General features: G+C 56.7%; 17 protein-coding genes, 2 tRNA genes and 3 rRNA genes. 8 read left to right on the top strand and 14 right to left on the bottom strand.

What is annotated here, in order from left to right; all coding sequences use genetic code 11:
- The 6 genes from rrf to tyrS form a co-directional block, all read right to left on the bottom strand.
- Window positions 1–98: ribosomal RNA gene (gene rrf / locus UF78_RS02980) — 5S ribosomal RNA — on the bottom strand; the annotation flags it as partial.
- A gap of 154 nt (window positions 99–252) precedes the next feature.
- Window positions 253–3,143 (bottom strand): 23S ribosomal RNA (locus tag UF78_RS02975).
- A gap of 249 nt (window positions 3,144–3,392) precedes the next feature.
- Window positions 3,393–3,468 (bottom strand) — tRNA-Ala (locus UF78_RS02970).
- 30 nt (window positions 3,469–3,498) lie between these two features.
- Window positions 3,499–3,575: transfer RNA gene (locus tag UF78_RS02965), tRNA-Ile, on the bottom strand.
- A gap of 91 nt (window positions 3,576–3,666) precedes the next feature.
- Window positions 3,667–5,203 (bottom strand): 16S ribosomal RNA (locus tag UF78_RS02960).
- 565 nt (window positions 5,204–5,768) lie between these two features.
- On the bottom strand, window positions 5,769–6,974 hold the full coding sequence (gene tyrS, locus UF78_RS02955) for a tyrosine--tRNA ligase (protein ID WP_045160569.1): 1,206 nt from the start codon (window positions 6,972–6,974) through the stop codon (window positions 5,769–5,771).
- A 185-nt stretch (window positions 6,975–7,159) separates the two neighbouring features.
- On the opposite strand from tyrS, the gene UF78_RS02950 reads away from it, so the two are divergent.
- Window positions 7,160–8,566: an OapA family protein gene (locus UF78_RS02950; RefSeq protein WP_080890540.1), complete on the top strand. Its 1,407-nt coding sequence runs from the start codon at window positions 7,160–7,162 to the stop codon at window positions 8,564–8,566.
- Complete coding sequence (locus UF78_RS02945) at window positions 8,566–9,657, top strand: anhydro-N-acetylmuramic acid kinase (RefSeq protein ID WP_045160568.1); 1,092 nt, start codon at window positions 8,566–8,568, stop codon at window positions 9,655–9,657. Before UF78_RS02950 ends, UF78_RS02945 begins: the two co-directional genes overlap by 1 nt.
- An 84-nt stretch (window positions 9,658–9,741) precedes the next feature.
- Here UF78_RS02945 and erpA read toward each other — a convergent pair whose 3' ends face one another.
- Window positions 9,742–10,092: an iron-sulfur cluster insertion protein ErpA gene (erpA, locus tag UF78_RS02940; RefSeq protein WP_014851496.1), complete on the bottom strand. Its 351-nt coding sequence runs from the start codon at window positions 10,090–10,092 to the stop codon at window positions 9,742–9,744.
- A 142-nt stretch (window positions 10,093–10,234) separates the two neighbouring features.
- The gene (argC, locus tag UF78_RS02935; RefSeq protein WP_045160567.1) at window positions 10,235–11,269 is read right to left on the bottom strand and encodes an N-acetyl-gamma-glutamyl-phosphate reductase; all 1,035 of its coding nucleotides are present in this window, start codon (window positions 11,267–11,269) and stop codon (window positions 10,235–10,237) included.
- Between the two features lie 135 nt (window positions 11,270–11,404).
- Between argC and hemJ the strand changes: the two genes are divergently transcribed.
- The 3 genes from hemJ to UF78_RS02920 all read left to right on the top strand — a co-directional run bounded on the left by hemJ (window position 11,405) and on the right by UF78_RS02920 (window position 13,872).
- A complete protein-coding gene (hemJ, locus tag UF78_RS02930; protein WP_045160566.1) occupies window positions 11,405–11,833 on the top strand; it encodes a protoporphyrinogen oxidase HemJ in 429 nt (142 codons plus the stop codon).
- Window positions 11,834–11,853: 20 nt separating this feature from the next.
- On the top strand, window positions 11,854–12,828 hold the full coding sequence (locus UF78_RS02925) for an NAD(P)H-dependent flavin oxidoreductase (RefSeq protein WP_045160565.1): 975 nt from the start codon (window positions 11,854–11,856) through the stop codon (window positions 12,826–12,828).
- Between the two features lie 108 nt (window positions 12,829–12,936).
- Window positions 12,937–13,872 (top strand): DUF805 domain-containing protein, encoded by a 936-nt coding sequence (locus tag UF78_RS02920; protein ID WP_045160564.1) that lies wholly within the window; start codon window positions 12,937–12,939, stop codon window positions 13,870–13,872.
- 16 nt (window positions 13,873–13,888) lie between these two features.
- On the opposite strand, the gene UF78_RS02915 is transcribed toward UF78_RS02920, so the two are convergent.
- Window positions 13,889–15,364 (bottom strand): AAA family ATPase, encoded by a 1,476-nt coding sequence (locus tag UF78_RS02915; RefSeq protein WP_045160563.1) that lies wholly within the window; start codon window positions 15,362–15,364, stop codon window positions 13,889–13,891.
- Window positions 15,365–15,445: 81 nt separating this feature from the next.
- Between UF78_RS02915 and UF78_RS02910 the strand changes: the two genes are divergently transcribed.
- Together UF78_RS02910 and coq7 are read left to right on the top strand one after the other, a co-directional pair.
- Window positions 15,446–15,787 carry a histidine triad nucleotide-binding protein gene (locus UF78_RS02910; RefSeq protein WP_025240292.1) on the top strand — a complete coding sequence of 114 codons (342 nt, stop codon included), beginning with the start codon at window positions 15,446–15,448 and terminating at the stop codon, window positions 15,785–15,787.
- A 62-nt stretch (window positions 15,788–15,849) separates the two neighbouring features.
- Window positions 15,850–16,497 (top strand): 2-polyprenyl-3-methyl-6-methoxy-1,4-benzoquinone monooxygenase, encoded by a 648-nt coding sequence (coq7, locus tag UF78_RS02905; RefSeq protein ID WP_045160562.1) that lies wholly within the window; start codon window positions 15,850–15,852, stop codon window positions 16,495–16,497.
- Between the two features lie 44 nt (window positions 16,498–16,541).
- On the opposite strand, the gene speD is transcribed toward coq7, so the two are convergent.
- A complete protein-coding gene (gene speD / locus UF78_RS02900; protein WP_045160582.1) occupies window positions 16,542–17,342 on the bottom strand; it encodes an adenosylmethionine decarboxylase in 801 nt (266 codons plus the stop codon).
- 267 nt (window positions 17,343–17,609) lie between these two features.
- Window positions 17,610–18,032: an OsmC family protein gene (locus UF78_RS02895; protein WP_045160561.1), complete on the bottom strand. Its 423-nt coding sequence runs from the start codon at window positions 18,030–18,032 to the stop codon at window positions 17,610–17,612.
- Window positions 18,033–18,249: 217 nt separating this feature from the next.
- Here UF78_RS02895 and crp point away from each other — a divergent pair, with 217 nt between their 5' ends.
- Complete coding sequence (crp, locus tag UF78_RS02890; protein WP_045160560.1) at window positions 18,250–18,894, top strand: cAMP-activated global transcriptional regulator CRP; 645 nt, start codon at window positions 18,250–18,252, stop codon at window positions 18,892–18,894.
- Between the two features lie 55 nt (window positions 18,895–18,949).
- Here the strand turns inward: crp and trpC are convergent, their stop codons facing one another.
- Genes trpC through UF78_RS02875 form a run of 3 tightly spaced genes read right to left on the bottom strand, consistent with a single transcriptional unit; the run spans window position 18,950 to window position 21,419 of the window.
- Complete coding sequence (gene trpC / locus UF78_RS02885) at window positions 18,950–19,783, bottom strand: indole-3-glycerol phosphate synthase TrpC (RefSeq protein ID WP_045160559.1); 834 nt, start codon at window positions 19,781–19,783, stop codon at window positions 18,950–18,952.
- Window positions 19,780–20,826, bottom strand: a complete 1,047-nt coding sequence (gene trpD, locus UF78_RS02880; RefSeq protein ID WP_045160558.1) for an anthranilate phosphoribosyltransferase — start codon at window positions 20,824–20,826, stop codon at window positions 19,780–19,782. Before trpD ends, trpC begins: the two co-directional genes overlap by 4 nt.
- Window positions 20,826–21,419 carry an aminodeoxychorismate/anthranilate synthase component II gene (locus UF78_RS02875; RefSeq protein ID WP_045160557.1) on the bottom strand — a complete coding sequence of 198 codons (594 nt, stop codon included), beginning with the start codon at window positions 21,417–21,419 and terminating at the stop codon, window positions 20,826–20,828. The genes trpD and UF78_RS02875 overlap by 1 nt, the downstream gene beginning before the upstream one ends.

Genomic DNA, 21,419 nt, shown 5'->3' with positions numbered 1-21,419 from the left:
CTCACATGGGGAGACCCCACACTACCATCGGCGATGCGTCGTTTCACTTCTGAGTTCGGGATGGGATCAGGTGGTTCCAACGCTCTATGGTCGTCAAGCAATTCGGTTGGGGAGTCGGTGTTCAGTCGCTTCCCCTAATTGGGTATGTGATGGTGTTGCTGTATTGGTTTCGCTTGCGAGCGATGCGTCTTTTCGGTTTGTTTGTCGACTTCAACCGTCTGACACGCAAACATCAAATTGTTTGGGTGTTATATGGTCAAGCCTCACGGGCAATTAGTATGGGTTAGCTCAACGCCTCACAGCGCTTACACACCCCACCTATCAACGTCGTAGTCTTCGACGGCCCTTCAGGGAGCTCAAGGCTCCAGTGAGATCTCATCTTGAGGCAAGTTTCCCGCTTAGATGCTTTCAGCGGTTATCTCTTCCGAACATAGCTACCCGGCAATGCCACTGGCGTGACAACCGGAACACCAGAGGTTCGTCCACTCCGGTCCTCTCGTACTAGGAGCAGCCCCTCTCAAATCTCAAACGTCCACGGCAGATAGGGACCGAACTGTCTCACGACGTTCTAAACCCAGCTCGCGTACCACTTTAAATGGCGAACAGCCATACCCTTGGGACCGGCTTCAGCCCCAGGATGTGATGAGCCGACATCGAGGTGCCAAACACCGCCGTCGATATGAACTCTTGGGCGGTATCAGCCTGTTATCCCCGGAGTACCTTTTATCCGTTGAGCGATGGCCCTTCCATACAGAACCACCGGATCACTAAGACCTACTTTCGTACCTGCTCGACGTGTCTGTCTCGCAGTCAAGCGCGCTTTTGCCTTTATACTCTACGACCGATTTCCGACCGGTCTGAGCGCACCTTCGTACTCCTCCGTTACTCTTTAGGAGGAGACCGCCCCAGTCAAACTACCCACCATACACTGTCCTCGATCCGGATAACGGACCAGAGTTAGAACCTCAAAGTTGCCAGGGTGGTATTTCAAGGTTGGCTCCACGCGAACTGGCGTCCACGCTTCAAAGCCTCCCACCTATCCTACACAAGCAAATTCAAAGTCCAGTGCAAAGCTATAGTAAAGGTTCACGGGGTCTTTCCGTCTAGCCGCGGATACACTGCATCTTCACAGCGATTTCAATTTCACTGAGTCTCGGGTGGAGACAGCGCCGCCATCGTTACGCCATTCGTGCAGGTCGGAACTTACCCGACAAGGAATTTCGCTACCTTAGGACCGTTATAGTTACGGCCGCCGTTTACCGGGGCTTCGATCAAGAGCTTCGCTTGCGCTAACCCCATCAATTAACCTTCCGGCACCGGGCAGGCGTCACACCCTATACGTCCACTTTCGTGTTTGCAGAGTGCTGTGTTTTTAATAAACAGTCGCAGCGGCCTGGTATCTTCGACCGGCATGAGCTTACGGGGTAAACCCTTCACCCTCACCGGCGCACCTTCTCCCGAAGTTACGGTGCCATTTTGCCTAGTTCCTTCACCCGAGTTCTCTCAAGCGCCTTGGTATTCTCTACCCAACCACCTGTGTCGGTTTGGGGTACGGTTCCTAGTTACCTGAAGCTTAGAGGCTTTTCCTGGAAGCATGGCATCAACCACTTCTCCTTCTAAAAGAAGGATCGTCATCAGTTCTCGGCATTAAGATCCCGGATTTACCTAAGACCTCTGCCTACCACCTTAAACTTGGACAACCAACGCCAAGCTGGCCTAGCCTTCTCCGTCCCCCCATCGCAGTAACTAGAAGTACGGGAATATTAACCCGTTTCCCATCGACTACGCTCTTCAGCCTCGCCTTAGGGACCGACTCACCCTGCGTCGATTAACGTTGCGCAGGAACCCTTGGTCTTTCGGCGTGCGAGTTTTTCACTCGCATTGTCGTTACTCATGTCAGCATTCGCACTTCTGATACCTCCAGCAAGCTTCTCAACTCACCTTCACAGGCTTACAGAACGCTCCTCTACCGCTCAACTTACGTTGAACCCGTAGCTTCGGTACCTGGTTTGAGCCCCGTTACATCTTCCGCGCAGGCCGACTCGACTAGTGAGCTATTACGCTTTCTTTAAAGGGTGGCTGCTTCTAAGCCAACCTCCTAGCTGTCTGAGCCTTCCCACATCGTTTCCCACTTAACCAGGATTTTGGGACCTTAGCTGACGGTCTGGGTTGTTTCCCTTTTCACGACGGACGTTAGCACCCGCCGTGTGTCTCCCGTGCTGACACTTGCTGGTATTCGGAGTTTGCATCGGTTTGGTAAGTCGGGATGACCCCCTAGCCGAAACAGTGCTCTACCCCCAGCAGTGATACACGAGGCGCTACCTAAATAGCTTTCGAGGAGAACCAGCTATCTCCGAGCTTGATTAGCCTTTCACTCCGATCCACAGGTCATCCGCTAACTTTTCAACGGTAGTCGGTTCGGTCCTCCAGTTAGTGTTACCCAACCTTCAACCTGCCCATGGATAGATCGCCCGGTTTCGGGTCTATTCCCAGCGACTAGACGCCCTATTAAGACTCGCTTTCGCTACGCCTCCCCTATTCGGTTAAGCTCGCCACTGAAAATAAGTCGCTGACCCATTATACAAAAGGTACGCAGTCACCTAACAAAGTAGGCTCCCACTGCTTGTACGCATACGGTTTCAGGATCTATTTCACTCCCCTCTCCGGGGTTCTTTTCGCCTTTCCCTCACGGTACTAGTTCACTATCGGTCAGTCAGTAGTATTTAGCCTTGGAGGATGGTCCCCCCATATTCAGACAAAGTTTCTCGTGCTCCGTCCTACTCGATTTCACTTCTAAGATCCTTTCGCGTACAGGGCTATCACCCACTATGGCCGCACTTTCCAGAGCGTTCCGCTAAAATCAAAGAAGCTTAAGGGCTAGTCCCCGTTCGCTCGCCACTACTAAGGGAATCTCGGTTGATTTCTTTTCCTCAGGGTACTTAGATGTTTCAGTTCCCCTGGTTCGCCTCACACACCTATGTATTCAGTGTGTGATAACCATCTTATGATGGCTGGGTTCCCCCATTCAGACATCTCCGGATCACAGTCTGTTTGCCGACTCCCCGAAGCTTTTCGCAGGCTACCACGTCTTTCATCGCCTCTGACTGCCAAGGCATCCACCGTATGCGCTTCTTCACTTGACCATATAACCCCAAGCAATCTGGTTACTGTCTATAACGTGAAGACGACATTCGCCGAAAATCCGCATTTCGCTCTCTCGAGCAACTCGCAAATTTTACCTTGACTTGAATAATCACCAGTGAAAGTAATTACCCAAATCTACTTCTATCACATACCCAAATTTTTAAAGAACAGTTACTGGCGCAAAGACCAGAAATCAATACACTCAAAGAGCGCATTCATTTCTGTGCTTTCAGCGATTATCGAGTTAATGGTGGAGCCAAGCGGGATCGAACCGCTGACCTCCTGCGTGCAAAGCAGGCGCTCTCCCAGCTGAGCTATGGCCCCATCTACAGATCGGCCACATCCCATGACAATTGGTGGGTCTGGGCAGATTCGAACTGCCGACCTCACCCTTATCAGGGGTGCGCTCTAACCAACTGAGCTACAGACCCAATCGTCTCTCTCGGGTCGAAACCCAATCGCTTTTCGCTAGTGAATCAAGCAATTCGTGTGGGAACTTATGAAGAAGCTGAAGTCTTCGATTAAGGAGGTGATCCAGCCGCAGGTTCCCCTACGGCTACCTTGTTACGACTTCACCCCAGTCATGAATCACTCCGTGGTAACCGTCCCCCCGAAGGTTAGACTAGCTACTTCTGGAGCAACCCACTCCCATGGTGTGACGGGCGGTGTGTACAAGGCCCGGGAACGTATTCACCGTGACATTCTGATTCACGATTACTAGCGATTCCGACTTCACGCAGTCGAGTTGCAGACTGCGATCCGGACTACGATCGGTTTTATGGGATTAGCTCCACCTCGCGGCTTGGCAACCCTTTGTACCGACCATTGTAGCACGTGTGTAGCCCAGGCCGTAAGGGCCATGATGACTTGACGTCATCCCCACCTTCCTCCGGTTTGTCACCGGCAGTCTCCTTAGAGTGCCCACCATTACGTGCTGGTAACTAAGGACAAGGGTTGCGCTCGTTACGGGACTTAACCCAACATCTCACGACACGAGCTGACGACAGCCATGCAGCACCTGTGTCAGAGCTCCCGAAGGCACCCCTCCATCTCTGGAAGGTTCTCTGCATGTCAAGGCCTGGTAAGGTTCTTCGCGTTGCTTCGAATTAAACCACATGCTCCACCGCTTGTGCGGGCCCCCGTCAATTCATTTGAGTTTTAACCTTGCGGCCGTACTCCCCAGGCGGTCGACTTAATGCGTTAGCTGCGCCACTAAGATCTCAAGGATCCCAACGGCTAGTCGACATCGTTTACGGCGTGGACTACCAGGGTATCTAATCCTGTTTGCTCCCCACGCTTTCGCACCTCAGTGTCAGTATTAGCCCAGGTGGTCGCCTTCGCCACTGGTGTTCCTTCCTATATCTACGCATTTCACCGCTACACAGGAAATTCCACCACCCTCTGCCATACTCTAGCTTGCCAGTTTTGGATGCAGTTCCCAGGTTGAGCCCGGGGCTTTCACATCCAACTTAACAAACCACCTACGCGCGCTTTACGCCCAGTAATTCCGATTAACGCTTGCACCCTTCGTATTACCGCGGCTGCTGGCACGAAGTTAGCCGGTGCTTATTCTGTCGGTAACGTCAAAACAGCAAGGTATTAGCTTACTGCCCTTCCTCCCAACTTAAAGTGCTTTACAATCCGAAGACCTTCTTCACACACGCGGCATGGCTGGATCAGGCTTTCGCCCATTGTCCAATATTCCCCACTGCTGCCTCCCGTAGGAGTCTGGACCGTGTCTCAGTTCCAGTGTGACTGATCATCCTCTCAGACCAGTTACGGATCGTCGCCTTGGTGAGCCATTACCTCACCAACTAGCTAATCCGACCTAGGCTCATCTGATAGCGCAAGGCCCGAAGGTCCCCTGCTTTCTCCCGTAGGACGTATGCGGTATTAGCGTTCCTTTCGAAACGTTGTCCCCCACTACCAGGCAGATTCCTAGGCATTACTCACCCGTCCGCCGCTGAATCAGGGAGCAAGCTCCCTTCATCCGCTCGACTTGCATGTGTTAGGCCTGCCGCCAGCGTTCAATCTGAGCCATGATCAAACTCTTCAGTTCAATACTGCTTGGGTTTTGAGAAAACCCTAAACTTGGCTCAGCAATCGCAAATCTCTTCTCCTAAAAGAAGAGCACTCAATGATTTCTCGTTGAGTACATTGTGATGCTGATAATCTTGCTGACCATCAGTCTTACCTCACAAGCACCCACACGAATTGCTTGATTCAGTTGTTAAAGAGCGTTTCGATCAAGTCTTTCGTCTCAACCGAGGCCGCGCATTCTACAGCAGCCTTGTTTCTCGTCAAGCTGTTTTTGAAGAAGTTTTTCTTTCTTCTCAACCGCTTGCGCTTCCGATCAATCTCGCGTCTCTCGTCAGCGGGAGGCGAATCATACAGCGTCCAAAACCGCTGTCAACCACCTCTTTCAACCGCCTCCGATCAACCCGACCGAAGCGCCAACAGGACTCAACCTTCACCCTGTCAGCCCGGCGCATTCTACTCGAAGCCGCCTTCCGTGCAAGCCTTTATTTTAGCTAACTTCTTGATTTACAAGACGTTTCGCCAAAGGCCTGCGCCGGAGAAGGTGCGCATTATAGGCACTCAAAAAACCACGTCAACGGTTGTTTTCAGTTTTGTTCAGCCTTGAGCGAAACCCGCCCAAAGGACTTCTTGCCCGCCTGGCACACGTGCGTACTACCAAGCCTGACGATAAAGGTTCGATCAACGACGTCGCCATCCACCCGAACCCCGCCCGAGGCCAGCAGATCACGAGCCACTGCCGCGTTCTTTACAAGGCCCGCTCGATTCAACACCGAAGAGATGGGCATATCTTCGGCAGATTGCAGTTCGATCTCGGGAATATCTTCAGGAAGCTCGCCCTCTTTCATTCTATTACCCGCCGATCGGTGAGCTGTCGCGGCGGCCTCCTCGCCATGGAAACGAGCCACGATCTCCTCGGCGAGCTTGATCTTGATGTCGCGCGGATTCGCGCCACGCGCCACGTCCGCCTGAAACTCTTCGATTTCAGCCATGTCGCGAAAACTCAACAACTCGAAGTAACGCCACATCAGTACATCCGGGATCGATACCAGCTTGCTGTACATAACACCCGGCGCTTCCTGGATCCCAACATAGTTGCCAAGTGACTTGGACATCTTCTTCACACCGTCCAATCCCTCAAGAAGAGGCATGGTGACAATGCATTGAGACTCTTGCCCATAAGAACGCTGCAGCTCACGCCCCATCAGGAGGTTGAATTTCTGGTCCGTCCCACCAAGCTCCACGTCCGCCCGTAGCGCAACGGAGTCATACCCTTGAACCAGTGGGTAGAGGAATTCGTGAATCGCTATAGATTGATTGGTCGAGTAGCGCTTACTGAAATCATCTCGCTCCAGCATACGAGCTACGGTGTACTGCGAGGCGAGACGAATGAAGTCCGACGGGGTCAGCTGATCCATCCAGGACGAGTTGAAAGCGACTTCAGTCTTGGTCGGATCAAGGATTTTGAATACCTGGTTCTTATAGGTTTCTGCGTTTTCCAAAACCTGCTCACGCGTCAAGGGAGGCCGCGTTGCGCTCTTGCCGCTCGGGTCACCGATCATCCCGGTGAAATCGCCTATAAGGAAGACAACTTGATGCCCCAGGTCCTGGAACTGACGAAGCTTATTAATAAGCACCGTGTGCCCAAGATGAAGGTCCGGGGCTGTTGGATCGAAACCAGCCTTGATTCGAAGTGGAAGGCCGCGATTGAGTTTGCTGACCAACTCCGCCTCGACGAGCACTTCGTCAGCGCCCCGCCTGATCACCGACAACTGCTCTTGAACCGACTTCATTGGAGGCCCCATACCAGGAAATAAAGGGGGTCAACCTTACAAGAACGCCGGGAAAATTCAACGGCAGCGAATGTGAACCAACAGGTGGGGACAGGAATTCAGGGTTGCCTCAACAGCACTTTGGTTATATTTTAGACAGATATTTTCTCTGTACAAAATATCGCCAGACATTCTCTAGATATCTAATGACCTATTCAAAATCGAAAGCCCCTCTCTACCCGAAGAGCCATCTCCTGGCTGCAAGCGGTGTAGCTGCGCTTCTGAGCCTGGCACTTCTTGTATTTCCATCCCGAGAAGTCGAAGCGAAAAAGACCTTTCTCGATCTTAGCCTCGATACCGCCGCAGAGCTCGCAACCGTAAGCGAAGAGCCTCTCGTAAGCGATGTCTCGGAGACGCCGTTCGCTTCGATCGAAAACGCTGACGAGCCTGAGTTTCAGGTATCGCTGCCCGAGCCGAAACAAGACGAAGAAAAAGCCGTCGAGGCAAAGCCTCTCTCGAAAGAAGTGGTCGTTGCCAATGGAGATACGCTATCGACCGTATTCGCAAAAGTAGGCCTGCCGCAATCCACAGTCCATGAGGTACTGACAAGCAGCAAGGAGGCGAAGCAGCTTGCGCACCTCAAAGTTGGTCAGCGTCTCGAGATCGAACTGGATGAGCAAGGCAACCTGGCTCAGCTGCGCAGCCCACTGAACAAACTGGAAAGCGTGCACCTAGAGCGGTCTAGCACAGGCTATGTATTCAAGAAAGAACAATTCAAGCCGGACGTCAGCACCGCCTACGCCTTCGGCCAGATAGAAAGCAGCCTGTTTCTTGCCGCCAAGCGCGCAGGCCTCAGCCATAACCTCACGATGGATCTAGCCAACGTGTTCGGTTACGACATCGACTTCGCCATGGATATACGCAAAGGCGACTCGTTCGAAGTCATCTACGAGCAGAAGACCGTTGCCGGTGAGAAAGTCGGAACAGGGAACATTCTCGCGGCCCGCTTTACTAACCGAGGCAAAAGCTACACCGCTGTTCGCTATACCAACAAGCAGGGTGGCAGCAGCTACTACACAGCCGATGGTAAAAGCATGCGCAAGGCTTTCATTCGCACGCCAGTGGATTTCGCCCGCATCAGCTCACGCTTTTCAAACGGTCGAAAGCATCCGATCCTGAACAAGATCCGTGCCCACAAGGGTGTGGACTATGCCGCGCCACGGGGCACGCCTATCAAGGCCGCCGGTGACGGTAAAGTGCTCCTAGCGGGCCGCAAGGGCGGATACGGCAACACCGTGGTGCTTCAGCACGGCAACCGCTACCGTACGCTTTACGCTCATATGCAGGGCTTCGCCAAAGGCGTGCGCAACGGCTCAGCGGTCAAACAAGGTCAGATTATCGGCTATATCGGCACGACAGGCCTGTCCACCGGCCCGCACCTGCACTATGAATTCCAAGTCGACGGTGTGCACGTCGATCCACTGGGGCTAAAACTCCCCATGGCGGACCCGATTGCAAAAAACGAACAACAGCGCTTCATGCAGTTGAGTAAGCCCCTGATGGCGCGCATGGATGAAGAACGGGCGACCATGCTGGCCATGAAGGGCGAGTAATGCCGCGCTATATCGGGGTCATGTCAGGTACCAGTCTGGACGGCCTGGACTTTGCCTTGATCGAGCAGAACGAGCGGACGACCCTGCTTGCCACGCATTACGAGCCGATGCCTTCGCAGTTGAAGCAAGATTTGCTCGACCTATGCTCTAGCGGCCCGGACGAACTAGCCCGAGCCGCGATGGCAGAGCAAGCCTGGGCTGAGTTGGCAAGCGATGGGATACAGAAATTGCTCGGCAAGGCGCAGACCGACGCAACAGCCATTCGTGCCATAGGCAGTCATGGCCAGACGGTACGGCATGAGCCGCAACGCGCCTTCACTATCCAGATCGGGCACCCCTCGCTGCTGGCGGAGTTGACAACCATCAGCGTAGTAGCTGATTTCCGGCGGCGCGACATAGCCGCCGGCGGCCAAGGGGCGCCCTTGGTACCAGCGTTCCATGAGGCGATGTTCAGCGATGCAGCTCGCGCCAGAGCGGTGCTCAATATCGGTGGATTCAGCAACCTCAGCCTGCTTTGCCCCGGTAAAGCGACGCGTGGTTTCGATTGCGGGCCAGGCAATGTGCTGCTCGACGCCTGGACCCAGCGCCACCAGAATCGTCCCTACGATCGAAACGGGGATTGGGCGTCAAGCGGCAGTGTCAACCCCCGATTACTCACAGCACTTCTCAGCGACAACTTCTTCGCCACCCAAGGACCGAAGAGCACGGGACGAGAGCTGTTCAACCTGTCCTGGCTGGATGCCCACCTCACCTCGTGTACCAGCGTTGCCCCAGAAGATGTCCAGGCTACCCTGCTGGAGCTGACCGCCCGCAGTATCTGCGATGCATTGCTTGCCACCCAACCCGAGACAAAGGAAGTATTGGTTTGCGGCGGCGGCGCGCACAACACTGCGCTGATGCATAGATTGCAAGCGCTAGTGCCGGAATGCCAAGTGACCAGCACCGCAGAGTACGGGGTAGAGCCAGACTGGATAGAAGCCATGGCTTTTGCCTGGCTGGCACATTGCTGCCTCGAAGGCATCGCTGCCAACCGACCTAGCGTGACAGGAGCACGAGGGCCTCGCGTTCTGGGCGCAATCTATCCCGCCTGAATCTGCGATGCTCATTGCGTACGAGTACAAACAAAAACACCGCGCCTCGGCGCGGTGTTCTTGTTTCAGTTCAGCAAAGCGTTTTCAGATCGAGAAGGACTGACCGCAACCGCAGGTTGTCGTGGCATTCGGATTCTTGATGACGAAGCGAGACCCTTCCAGTCCTTCCTGATAGTCGACTTCAGCGCCAGCCAAATATTGGTAGCTCATCGGGTCCACCACAAGGCTCACACCCTCACGCTCAATGATGGTGTCATCTTCTGCCAAATCCTCATCGAAGGTGAAGCCGTACTGAAAACCAGAGCAACCGCCACCCGTAACGAAGACGCGCAGCTTCAGCCGCGGATTCCCTTCTTCATCGACCAGGCTCTTCACCTTGCTCGCGGCACCCTGACTGAACTGAATCGCGGTGGGCGTGAAGGACTCGACACTCATTTGGTTCTCCTGGCGCGGGAGCGCACATTACTGCGTTGACGCCGCATTATCGGCTTCTCCTACGAAACTGGTCAACTATTCATCAGACACCGATTCCATAGAAGCGGTGCTCTTCCGAGCAGCGAGCCTGACGTCCGCCATTTCAGGGCAGCAGCGCCGCGTTAGCCAGGCCAAGCCGCTCATCCAGGCCGAAGGCGATGTTCATATTCTGCAGTGCCTGACCGGACGCGCCCTTGACGAGGTTGTCGATGACCGACAGCACCACCACCAGATCCCCGCCTTGAGGACGATGAACCGCGATACGGCACATGTTGGCACCACGCACGCTACGTGTCTCAGGGTGGCTGCCTGCCGGCATGACATCGACGAACGGCTCATTGGCGTAACGCTGCTCGTAAAGAGCCTGCAAATTCACAGAGGTGTCAGCAACGGTCGCGTACAGCGTGGCATGGATGCCGCGAATCATTGGCGTCAGGTGCGGCACGAAGGTTAGCCCGACGTCTCCCCCCGCTGCGCGGCGCAGCCCCTGGCTGATCTCAGGCAGATGGCGATGTCCCTTGACCGCATAAGCCATCATGCTTTCACCCGCCTCGGTGAACAAAGACCCTATCTTCGCCGCCCGACCGGCGCCGCTGACACCCGACTTGCAATCGGCGATCAGTCGCGATGTATCGGCCAAGCCATTTTCTAGCAGCGGTAGGTAGCCAAGCTGGGTCGCGGTCGGATAACAGCCAGGAACAGCAATCAGCCGGGCGCCCTTGATCCGCTCGCGGTTGACTTCTGGCAGGCCATATACGGCCTCTGGCAGTAGCCCTGGCGCGCCATGCGGCTGCCCGTACCACTTAGCCCATTCATCGGCGTCCTGCAAACGGAAGTCCGCAGACAGGTCGATGACTCGAGTGCCCGCGTCCAACAGCTCTGCCGCCAGCGCATGGGCAACGCCATGGGGAGTCGCAAAGAAGACCACATCGCAGGCGCCCAGCGTCGAGGTGTCCGGCACGCTAAAGGCCAGTTCATCGTAATGGCCGCGCAGGTTCGGAAACATATCCGTCACCTTGACCCCGTTCTCGGAACGAGACGTGATCACCGCGACTTCGGCCTGGGGGTGCTGTGCCAACAGACGCAGCAGTTCAACCCCGGTGTAGCCTGTGCCGCCAACGATTCCGACCTTGACCATGAGCTGCCTCGCGCATTGAAACGATAAAGAACGCTGATGATAAAGGTGCCTGCCTCCAGGGCCAACCACCTAGATGACGCGCGGGGCCCCAAGCCTCTACTATCAGTCGGACTCTGAAAACCAAGGAATCCTCGAATGCTCTATCTCTGGCTGAAAGCCCTGCACATCGTTGCGATCGTCTGCTGGTTCGCCGGGCTGTTCTATTTGCCGAGGTTGTTTGTGTATCACGCCATGAGCGAGGACGCGACCAGTCGCGAGCGATTCAGGGTCATGGAGCGCAAGCTCTATCGGGGGATCATGATGCCCTCGATGATCGCCACGCTGCTTTTCGGGATAGGCATGATCGCTTTGAACCCCGCATTGTTCAGCAGCGGCGGTTGGCTACACGCCAAACTGGCGCTGGTCGTCCTGTTGATCGGCTATCACCACGTTTGCGGCGCGCAACTGAAGCGCTTCGCGCGCGACGAGAACACCCGCAGCCATGTGTTCTACCGCTGGTTCAACGAATTTCCCGTGTTACTACTGCTGGCCATCGTCATTCTCGTGGTCGTCAAACCGTTCTGAACCTATTGAAGGAACCTGTCATGTCACTGCCAGCCCTCCTCGAAAAACGCCTGCGCCTGCCTTTGGTCGCCGCCCCGATGTTTCTGGTGTCCAATCCAACGCTGGTTACCGCATGCTGCCGTAGCGGCATCGTAGGCAGCTTCCCTGCTCTGAATCAGCGGGAAAGCAGTGGATTTCGAGATTGGCTGCTGGAGATAGGCCAGCAGCTGTCGGGCCTGCACGCAGCCGCGCCATACGCCGTCAATCTGATCGTGCATCACAGCAATCCCCGCCTACAGGCAGATCTTGCGATCTGCGTTGAGCAGCAGGTCCCAATCGTCATCACCAGTCTTGGCGCCGTGAAGGAAGTGGTAGACGCCGTCCATGGCTACGGCGGCCTGGTCTTTCACGACGTCACCACACGCCGGCACGCGGAAAAGGCCGCCGAAGCCGGGGTCGACGGTCTGATCGCAGTTGCCACCGGCGCTGGTGGCCACGCAGGCACCTGGAGTCCGTTTGCGTTGATTGCCGAAATTCGTCAGTTCTTCGACAAAACGTTGCTGCTCTCAGGCTGCCTCAACCACGGCCACGAAATATTCGCAGCGCAGCTGCTGGGCGCGGATCTCGCCTACATGGGGACGCGTTTCATCGCCACCCGCGAGAGCCAGGCCTCGGATGAATATAAACGAATGCTGCTGCAGGCCCACGCAGCGGATATCGTCCACACCGCCGCAGTTTCAGGCGTGCCGGCGAGCTTTCTGCGCCAGAGTCTGCAACAGGCTGGCTACGACGAAGCGCGCCTGAACGGCACGGGGAAAATGAACTACGCGGAAAAACTCAAACCTGTCAGTGATGAGGCAAAGGCATGGAAGACCGTCTGGTCGGCTGGGCAGGGCGTGGGCGAGATACATGATCTACCGAGCGCCGAAGAGCTGATAGCCCGCCTGGATCGCGAATACCGGGCCGCCCATGGTCAAGCCGCACAGCTCTCACAACGCTGGCTGCGGCAACCGTGACGCGCATCTCATTTCGCATCACCGCCATGCCCAGCTCTCCGCTGCAACTTGTTGGCGGCACAGCAGCGCTTTAGGCTTTAGCTAATCCCCTGGGAACAAGGATGTTGCATGAGTGCCGACCATTACCGAATCGTCTTCGATGGCGAGCTCGAACCAGGAATGTCAGCCGACACCGTCAAGAGTAACCTGGCCAGACTGTTCAAGAGCGACGCCGACAAGGTCGAACGTCTCTTCAGTCGCGGCTCGGTCAATATCAAGCGAAATCTGAGTGCGCTCGAAGCCGATCGATACCTGGAGGCGTTGCTACGTGCCGGAGCGCGGGCCCGCAAGGAGCCGGAGGCAAGCAAAGGTTTAACGCTGAGCCTCATTGACGACGCATCGACATTGTCAAGCGAGCCCTCAACGACTGCCGATCAGATGGAATGTCCCAAGTGCGGGCATTCGCAGCCAACCGCCATCCAGTGCGGAAGCTGTGGTGTAGTTATTCAGAAGTATTTGGCACGCCAGGCGCAGCAGGCCGAAGCATTAAAACAGGGCGAAATTCTCGCTGCGGCACAACCCTACGCCCCACCCCGAGCTCAGGTTGGCGAACCGACACCGGAGTACGGCGAGCTCAAGGTCTTTACCGTACAGGGCCGGATTGGGCGCTTGCGCTACCTCGCATGGTCAATGGCGCTGATGGCCGCAGTGCTCGGGTTATTCCTCATTGCAAGCATGGCGTCAGCCGTTTCCGAGATACTCGGATGGATACTCATCGGAGTTGTTGGCCTGGGCTTCCTGTTCATCAGCACACAAATCTGCGTGCAGCGTCTGCATGATATCGGGTGGTCCGGCTGGCTCATACTGCTCAATCTGGTACCGATAGTCGGCAATCTATTTTCACTGGCAATGCTGCTGATGCCGGGCAACGACGGCATGAATCGCTTCGGCCCGCCGCAACCACCAAACAGTAGAGCGGTAAAAATTCTCGCCTCGCTCTGGCTACTCGTGCCCGTCATTGGCATCCTGGCCGCTATTGCCCTGCCGGCATATCAGCAAATGTAATAGAAGCGAGCGCTTATCAGGCCAGCACCGCGCGCCCAGAAGCCCAGCCTCGCAAAGCGTCCAGCTTTTCCGCCATCACAACCGAGAGCGGCGAGGTCGCTCTGATGCATTCCAGCAGCATCGCCTGGTCCGGCTCACGCAATTGAGCTTGTCCGGCATAAACAGCCGCCACTACTACCTGCTCGATCTCTGCGCCGGAGAAGCCATCACATGCGCCAGCCAGTGCTGACAGATCGAAGCTATCGGCGCTCAGCTCACGCCGAGCCAGGTGAATGCGGAAAATTTCGGCGCGGGTCGATTCATCGGGCAAATCAACGAAAAATAATTCATCGAAGCGGCCCTTGCGCACCAATTCCGGCGGCAGACGATCTACCGCGTTGGCGGTTGCCACCATGAACACTGGCGCATCACGCTCGGCCATCCAGGTGAGCAAGGTACCCAATACGCGCTGACTGACACCGCCATCCATTTCGCCCGTGGCGAGGCCCTTTTCCAGCTCATCCATCCACAGCACGCACGGCGCCATCTGCTCGGCCAGCTTCAGCGCCTCGCGCAGGTTGCGCTCGGTCTCTCCGAAGAATTTGTTGTATAGGCAGGCAAAATCCAGGCGCAGCAACGGCAAGCCCCACAGCCCGGCCACCGCCTTGGCCGCCATGCTCTTGCCGCCTCCCTGCACGCCAACCAGCATTACGCCGCGCGGCATGTCCGTGCGGCTGCCGGCAAGAAAGGCGCCCTGACGCTCGCCCAGCCACCGCTTGAAATTTTGCAAACCACCGACATCGGCGAACCGCGCCGTTTCGTATTCGAAACCGAGCACGCCCTCCATATCCAGCAGCTCGAATTTCTTGCGGTTGAGCTCCGGCAAATCGTCCTGAGTGATCGCCCCGTCGTCGCAAATCAGGCTATGCGCCAAGCTGCGGGCCTCGGCATGGCTAAGGCCGCGCAAATTCTTCACCACCTGTTGCAGCGTGCGATTGTCGGTACGCACCCGGGCACCGCGATTGCGCTCACTCCAGCGGGTCGCCTCATCGCGCACGATGCCCAGCAACTCTTCCTCAGACGGCAGCGTCAGACTGAACCGTGCCGCATATCGCTGGACCTCCGCCGGCAGCTTGAGTGCATGGGAGACCAGCACCAGCGTCGGTGCCGACGGCCCTTGCGTCATCGCGATCTCCTTCAACAGCCGCACCAGACGCGGCTCATCGAGAAACGGATGCAGGTCGCAGAAAACGTAGAGATTGCCAAGCGGATCATGCTTGACCTGCTTCAGCGCGACCTCGGCTGCGCAGCTCTCACCCGCGTCCAACGCCTCGCCGCCAAACGACAAATGCCTGAGCCCTTCCGTCGCGGACCAGACGTACATCACCAGGCCACGACTGACGGCCAACCCAGTCAAGGTTTCCAGTACCCGCCGTTCGTCCCAGGACTCGATTACTACCAACCTGAACCTTGATTCAAGCACCAACACCAGATCACGAATATCGTTCTTCATTCCCTATCCCCCTGTGCAGGCTGACCGGGCTCAAATTGGCCTGTTACACTGATTGATCGTTCCACTTGCTGGAGAAACGCCATGGATTGTCTGTTCTGCAAGATCGTGGCCGGGGACATCCCCGCACAGAAGATATATGAAGACGATCAAGTCATCGCATTCAACGACATCGCACCCCAGGCGCCGGTGCATTTTCTAGTCATCCCGAAGAAGCACATCGCAACCCTCCACGACCTGAGCGAAGAAGACGACAAGGCGCTCGCTGGCCACATCCTCTTCACCGCCCAGCGCCTCGCTGAACAGCAAGGCTGCCAGGAAGGCTTCCGGGTCGTCATGAACTGCAACGACCTGGGTGGCCAGACGGTCTACCACATACATATGCATGTGCTCGGCCAGCGTCAGATGCATTGGCCACCGGGCTGATCGACAACCCACTCGAGACGTACAGCGCAGCCCCATGGCTGCTCCGAAACACTGGAGGCGACATGCCCAACCGACGCGAATACTCTCCCGCCGACCGCCTGCTGATGCAGGCCGATGCCGCGTTAAGAACCCTGCTGCCGTTCAGCGGCCAGCCTCACCGGCCGACGCCCGCAGTATTGAAGAACGAGACCGATCTGAGCGACAGCGAAGCGCGTCACGTAGCGGGCCTTATGCGCATCAATCATACCGGCGAGGTCTGCGCACAGGCGATGTATCAGGGGCAGGCACTGACGGCACGCTTGCCGAAGGTTCGCGAGGCGATGGAGCGAGCCGCCGACGAAGAGATCGATCATCTGGCCTGGTGCGAACAGCGCATCCACCAACTAGGTAGCCATACCAGCGTGCTCAATCCGGTCTTCTACGGGTTGTCGTTCGGCATCGGCGCTGCCGCCGGGCTGATCAGTGACCGCATCAGTCTGGGCTTCGTTGCCGCGACCGAAGATCAGGTCTGCAAGCATCTCGATGAACACCTGCAGCAGATTCCACTTGGCGACGAGAAGTCGCGGGCCATTCTCGAGCAAATGCGCACCGACGAGGCCCAGCACTCGACCGCTGCCCTCGATGCCGGTGGCTTGCGGTTTCCGGCACCGATCAAATTTGGCATGAGTCTAATGGCCAAGGTGATGACGAAAACCACCTACCGGATCTAACCAGCGGGAACGAAAAGGGCGCCGTATGGGCGCCCTTCTATTTCTTACGGTTTACCCGGCATATTGCGCGCGTAGAAGATCTCCAGCATCTCGTGGCGCAGACGGTCTTCCACTTGCTCACGCTGCTCCGCAGAGAGATTACTGGTGGCGTCACCGAACAGATAATTCTCCAGCTCGAATTCCTTCAGCAGCATCTTGGTGTGGAAGAGGTTCTCCTGATAAACGTTTACATCGGTCATCTGATAGGCCGACCGCGTGTCATCGGACAGATAGTTCTGAATCGAATTGATTTCATGATCGATGAAGTGCTTCTTGCCTTCCACATCACGGGTGAAACCGCGAACGCGATAATCGACGGTGACGATATCCGAATCGAATTGATGAATCAGATAATTGAGCGCCTTTAGCGGCGAGATAACGCCACAAGTCGATACATCGATATCCACGCGGAAGGTTGCAATGCCTTCGACGGGATGAATCTCGGGGTAGGTGTGAACCGTGATATGGCTCTTGTCCAAGTGCGCCAGAATCGTATCGGGCAGAGGACCGGGCGATTCTTCAATCTGGCTATCGGTCGGCGTAACAGGCTGTTCCGAGATGAGAATGGTGACGCTCGCGCCCTGCGGTTCGTAATCCTGCCGAGCAATATTGAGAATATTCGCACCAATGATATCCACAACATCGGTCAGAATCTGCGTCAGCCGCTCCGCGTCATACTGTTCGTCGATGTACTCTACGTACGCCTGCTGATCTTCCTGGGTTTCGGCATAGCAGATGTCGTAGATATTGAAGCTCAAGGACTTCGTCAGGTTGTTGAACCCGTGGAGCTTGAGTTTGCTTTTCACCATTGGAGACTCTCTTTGATGCGGCTCACCGCGTGATTGAGCATGCCCGTCAGATACGCTGTACCTGCGTAGGACCGTATACACCTCTTCGCATTTGCGACCGTGGCTGTGCTGTTCTAATGAAACGGCCCCGTTAAAAACGGGGCGCGCATTATGCAGATTGATGACGCCAGGTTCCAGTGCTAAGAGCGTCGATCACTGGCTTTGGTGCCTACATTTAGCCTCGACGCACCGAGCCTGAGCGCTAGCGGCTTTTACCCGAGCTAATCAGCCCAGCTCGACAATCTCATAGTCATGGGTAATTGCCACGCCTGCTCGCCCAAGCATGATCGAGGCGGAGCAGTACTTCTCGGCCGAAAGCTCTACAGCCCGCTTGACCTGAGCGTCCTTCAAGGCGCGGCCCTTGACGACAAAGTGCAGATGGATCTTGGTGAATACCTTGGGATCCTCGCTGGCCCGCTCCGCCTCAAGAAAGGCTTCGCAGCTTTCCACCGCCTGACGGGACTTCTTGAGGATGCTTACCACATCGAAGTTGCTGCAACCCCCGAGCCCCAGCAAGAGCATTTCCATTGGACGAACACCGAGATTGCGCCCGCCGTTTTCCGGCGGACCGTCCATCACCACGACATGACCACTGCCCGACTCGCCAAGAAACATCGCTTCGCCGGCCCACTGAATGCGCGCTTTCATCGATAGACTCCGGTTAAAAAGGAGCGCAGCTTAGCATGACCATCGAATGCGACTGGAGGGCGCAATCCGACGAAATGAATGCTTTGAAGTTGATATTCGTGTCGCAGTTTTGTTGTCGACACGGACCGGTCTGTTAAGCTCCCTCAGCCTGATTACAGAACTCAGTCATACATAATAAGAACTGCCTTCTATTGGACACATCTTCCGGGACTACAGCATGGTCGCTATTACACTCACGCCCAAGATTAAGAACATCGACAAACTACTCGCGCATTGCCATCGTCGGCGCTATACAGCCAAGAGCACGATCATCTATGCAGGCGATCGCTGCGAAACGCTCTTCTTTATCGTCAAAGGCTCGGTCACCATCCTGATCGAGGATGATGACGGCCGAGAAATGATCATTGCCTATCTCAACTCCGGAGACTTCTTCGGAGAGATGGGGCTATTCGAAAAGGAAGGTTCAGAGAAAGAGCGCAGTGCCTGGGTCCGCGCCAAGACCGAGTGCGAAGTCGCCGAACTGAGCTACGCCAAGTTCCGTGAACTGACACAGCAGGATCCCGACATCCTTTATGCGCTCGGCAGTCAAATGGCCGAACGTTTGCGCAATACCACGCGCAAGGTCGGCGACCTGGCATTTCTCGATGTGACCGGCCGGGTAGCCCGCACTCTGCTCGACCTCTGTAAGCAGCCGGACGCGATGACCCATCCGGACGGCATGCAGATAAAGATCACCCGTCAGGAAATAGGCCGTATCGTCGGGTGTTCGAGGGAAATGGTCGGCCGTGTACTCAAAAGCCTGGAATCTCAAGGCCTGGTACATGTGAAGGGCAAAACCATGGTGGTGTTCGGAACTCGCTGATATCGAGTCTGCACCATTGAAAAAGCCGGCAATTTGCCGGCTTTTTCAATTTCGATCAGTCCGGATCGCCAGCCAGCCGCGGACGGGCGCGCTCAGGGAAAAACAAGCGCTGCAGCTCGACGCCGGGTTGCTCGGCACGCATGAAGGCCTCACCCACCAGAAACGCGTAGACCTGGTTGATCTCCATCAACTCCACATCGGCACGATGAAGGATCCCGCTCTCGGTCACTACCAAGCGATCCCGGGGAATGCGTGGCAGCAGATCCAGCGTCGTTTCCAAGCTGAGTTCGAAGGTGTGCAGGTTACGGTTGTTGATTCCGAGCAAGGGCGTCTCCAGGCGCAAGGCCCGCTCCAGCTCTGCGCCGTCATGCACCTCTACCAGCACATCGAGCCCCTGGGCCTTCGCCACGTCGGCCAGCTCGGCCATCTGCGCGTCTTCCAGCGCAGCGACGATCAGCAGAATGCAGTCGGCGCCCAGCGCCCTGGCCTCGATCACCTGATAGGGATCGACCATGAAATCCTTACGAATCACTGGCAGCTTGCAGGCGGCGCGGGCCTGCTGCAGGTATTCATCGGCGCCCTGGAAGAAATCGATGTCGGTCAGTACCGACAGACAGGTCGCGCCGCCCGCCTCGTAGCTCCTGGCGATGTCGGCGGGCACGAAGTCTTCGCGCAGCACACCCTTGCTGGGCGAAGCTTTCTTCACCTCGGCGATGACCGCGGGCTGCTTGTTGCGTACCTGCTCCTGCAAGCTGCGGGCGAAACCACGAACCGGATCCGCCGCAGCCGCTCGCTGTTCCAGCTCGGCCAGACCGATGCGGCCACGGCGCTCGCTGACTTCCTCGCGTTTGCGCGTGATGATCTTTTCCAGAACCGTCGGCACGCTCATTGCGCCTTCTCCTGCTTGAACACCACGGTAAAGGACACCAGCTCCTCGAACTTGTCCCGTGCAAGGCCGGTGTGCAACGCGTCATGGGCGATCTCGACGCCCTGCTTCAGGCTGCTGGCCACATCGGCGGCGTAAAGCGCAGCGCCGGCGTTCAGTACGATCATATCCGCCGCCTTCTGACCATTCTCGGTCTTGCGACGGCCCAGCGCGTCTCGAATCAGCTCCAACGAGCCCTGGGCGTTGTCGACGTTGAGGCCGATCAGGCTCTGGCTCTTGATGCCAAAGTCCTCCGGCTGGATGCGGTACTCACTGATTTCGCCCTTGTTCAGCTCGGCCACGTAGGTCGGCGCAGCCAGGCTGATTTCGTCCAGCCCGTCCTGGGCATGCACCACCAGCACATGCTGGCTGCCCAGACGCGAGAGCACTTCGGCCATCGGACGGCAAAGCTCCTTGCTGAACACGCCCAGCACCTGATGTTTGACGCCCGCCGGGTTGGACATCGGGCCGAGGATGTTAAACAAGGTACGCAGCCCCAGCTCGCGCCGGGGCCCAGCGGCGTGTTTCATCGCGCCGTGATGCGCCGGGGCAAACATAAAGCCCACGCCCACGGCATCGACGCTGCGTGCCACCTGCTCAGGCGTCAGGTCCAGATTAACCCCCGCCGCCTCCAGCAGATCGGCGCTGCCGCTCTTGCCTGAGACTGCGCGATTACCGTGCTTGGCGACCTTGCCGCCGGCGGCCGCGACGACGAAGGCCGCGGCAGTGGAGACGTTGAAGATATTCATGCCGTCGCCGCCGGTGCCACAGGTGTCCACCAGGCGATGGGTATCGAAATGCACCGGCTCGGCGAGCTCCCGCATCACCTGTACCGCACCGACGATCTCGTCGATGGTCTCGCTCTTCATACGCATGCCCATGAGGAACGCGCCGATCTGCGCATCGGTGCACTGGCCGGTCATGATCTGACGCATCACCGCTTTCATTTCATCGGTGCTCAGATCCAGCTGACCAACGATGCGGTTGAGGGCTTCCTTGATGTCCATCAGCGCACGCCTCCGGTTTGCTTCAGAAAATTGGCGAACAGCTCGTGTCCCTGCTCGGTCAGGATGGATTCGGGGTGAAACTGCACCCCCTCGACATTCAGCGTCTTGTGCCGCAGTCCCATGATTTCGTCGACGCTGCCGTCGGCGTGCTGCGTCCAGGCCGTTAATTCCAGACAGGCCGGCAACGTTTCTCGCTTGACCACTAGCGAGTGGTAGCGCGTCACCGTGAGCGGGTTGTTCAGGCCGGCGAATACGCCAAGGTCGTGATGAAAGACCGGGCTGGTCTTGCCATGCATGACCAGCCGCGCGCGAACCACATCGCCACCAAAGGCCTGGCCGATGCTTTGATGGCCAAGGCATACGCCGAGGATCGGCAGCTTGCCGGCGAAATGACGGATCAATTCCAACGAGACGCCCGCCTCGTTCGGCGTGCAGGGGCCGGGCGAGACGACGATACGTTCAGGGTTCAGGGCTTCGATTTCGGCAACGCTCAACTCGTCGTTGCGCACCACTTTGACATCTGCGCCCAGCTCGCCGAGATACTGCACGACGTTGTAGGTGAAGGAATCGTAGTTATCGAGCATCAGCAGCAT

It is taken from the genome of Stutzerimonas stutzeri (genome assembly GCF_000952685.1).
In the GTDB taxonomy this organism is placed as follows: Bacteria; Pseudomonadota; Gammaproteobacteria; order Pseudomonadales; family Pseudomonadaceae; genus Stutzerimonas; species Stutzerimonas stutzeri_E.
This window is presented reverse-complemented; position numbering and strand designations above follow the sequence as displayed.

Coding starts and splice junctions, on each gene's coding strand:
- tyrS (WP_045160569.1), bottom strand. CDS start 6,974: ATGAAGTCGGTTCAAGAGCAGTTGTCGGTGATCAGGCGGGGCGCTGAC.
- UF78_RS02950 (WP_080890540.1), top strand. CDS start 7,160: ATGACCTATTCAAAATCGAAAGCCCCTCTCTACCCGAAGAGCCATCTC.
- UF78_RS02945 (WP_045160568.1), top strand. CDS start 8,566: ATGCCGCGCTATATCGGGGTCATGTCAGGTACCAGTCTGGACGGCCTG.
- erpA (WP_014851496.1), bottom strand. CDS start 10,092: ATGAGTGTCGAGTCCTTCACGCCCACCGCGATTCAGTTCAGTCAGGGT.
- argC (WP_045160567.1), bottom strand. CDS start 11,269: ATGGTCAAGGTCGGAATCGTTGGCGGCACAGGCTACACCGGGGTTGAA.
- hemJ (WP_045160566.1), top strand. CDS start 11,405: ATGCTCTATCTCTGGCTGAAAGCCCTGCACATCGTTGCGATCGTCTGC.
- UF78_RS02925 (WP_045160565.1), top strand. CDS start 11,854: ATGTCACTGCCAGCCCTCCTCGAAAAACGCCTGCGCCTGCCTTTGGTC.
- UF78_RS02920 (WP_045160564.1), top strand. CDS start 12,937: ATGAGTGCCGACCATTACCGAATCGTCTTCGATGGCGAGCTCGAACCA.
- UF78_RS02915 (WP_045160563.1), bottom strand. CDS start 15,364: ATGAAGAACGATATTCGTGATCTGGTGTTGGTGCTTGAATCAAGGTTC.
- UF78_RS02910 (WP_025240292.1), top strand. CDS start 15,446: ATGGATTGTCTGTTCTGCAAGATCGTGGCCGGGGACATCCCCGCACAG.
- coq7 (WP_045160562.1), top strand. CDS start 15,850: ATGCCCAACCGACGCGAATACTCTCCCGCCGACCGCCTGCTGATGCAG.
- UF78_RS02895 (WP_045160561.1), bottom strand. CDS start 18,032: ATGAAAGCGCGCATTCAGTGGGCCGGCGAAGCGATGTTTCTTGGCGAG.
- crp (WP_045160560.1), top strand. CDS start 18,250: ATGGTCGCTATTACACTCACGCCCAAGATTAAGAACATCGACAAACTA.
- trpC (WP_045160559.1), bottom strand. CDS start 19,783: ATGAGCGTGCCGACGGTTCTGGAAAAGATCATCACGCGCAAACGCGAG.
- trpD (WP_045160558.1), bottom strand. CDS start 20,826: ATGGACATCAAGGAAGCCCTCAACCGCATCGTTGGTCAGCTGGATCTG.
- UF78_RS02875 (WP_045160557.1), bottom strand. CDS start 21,419: ATGCTGCTGATGCTCGATAACTACGATTCCTTCACCTACAACGTCGTG.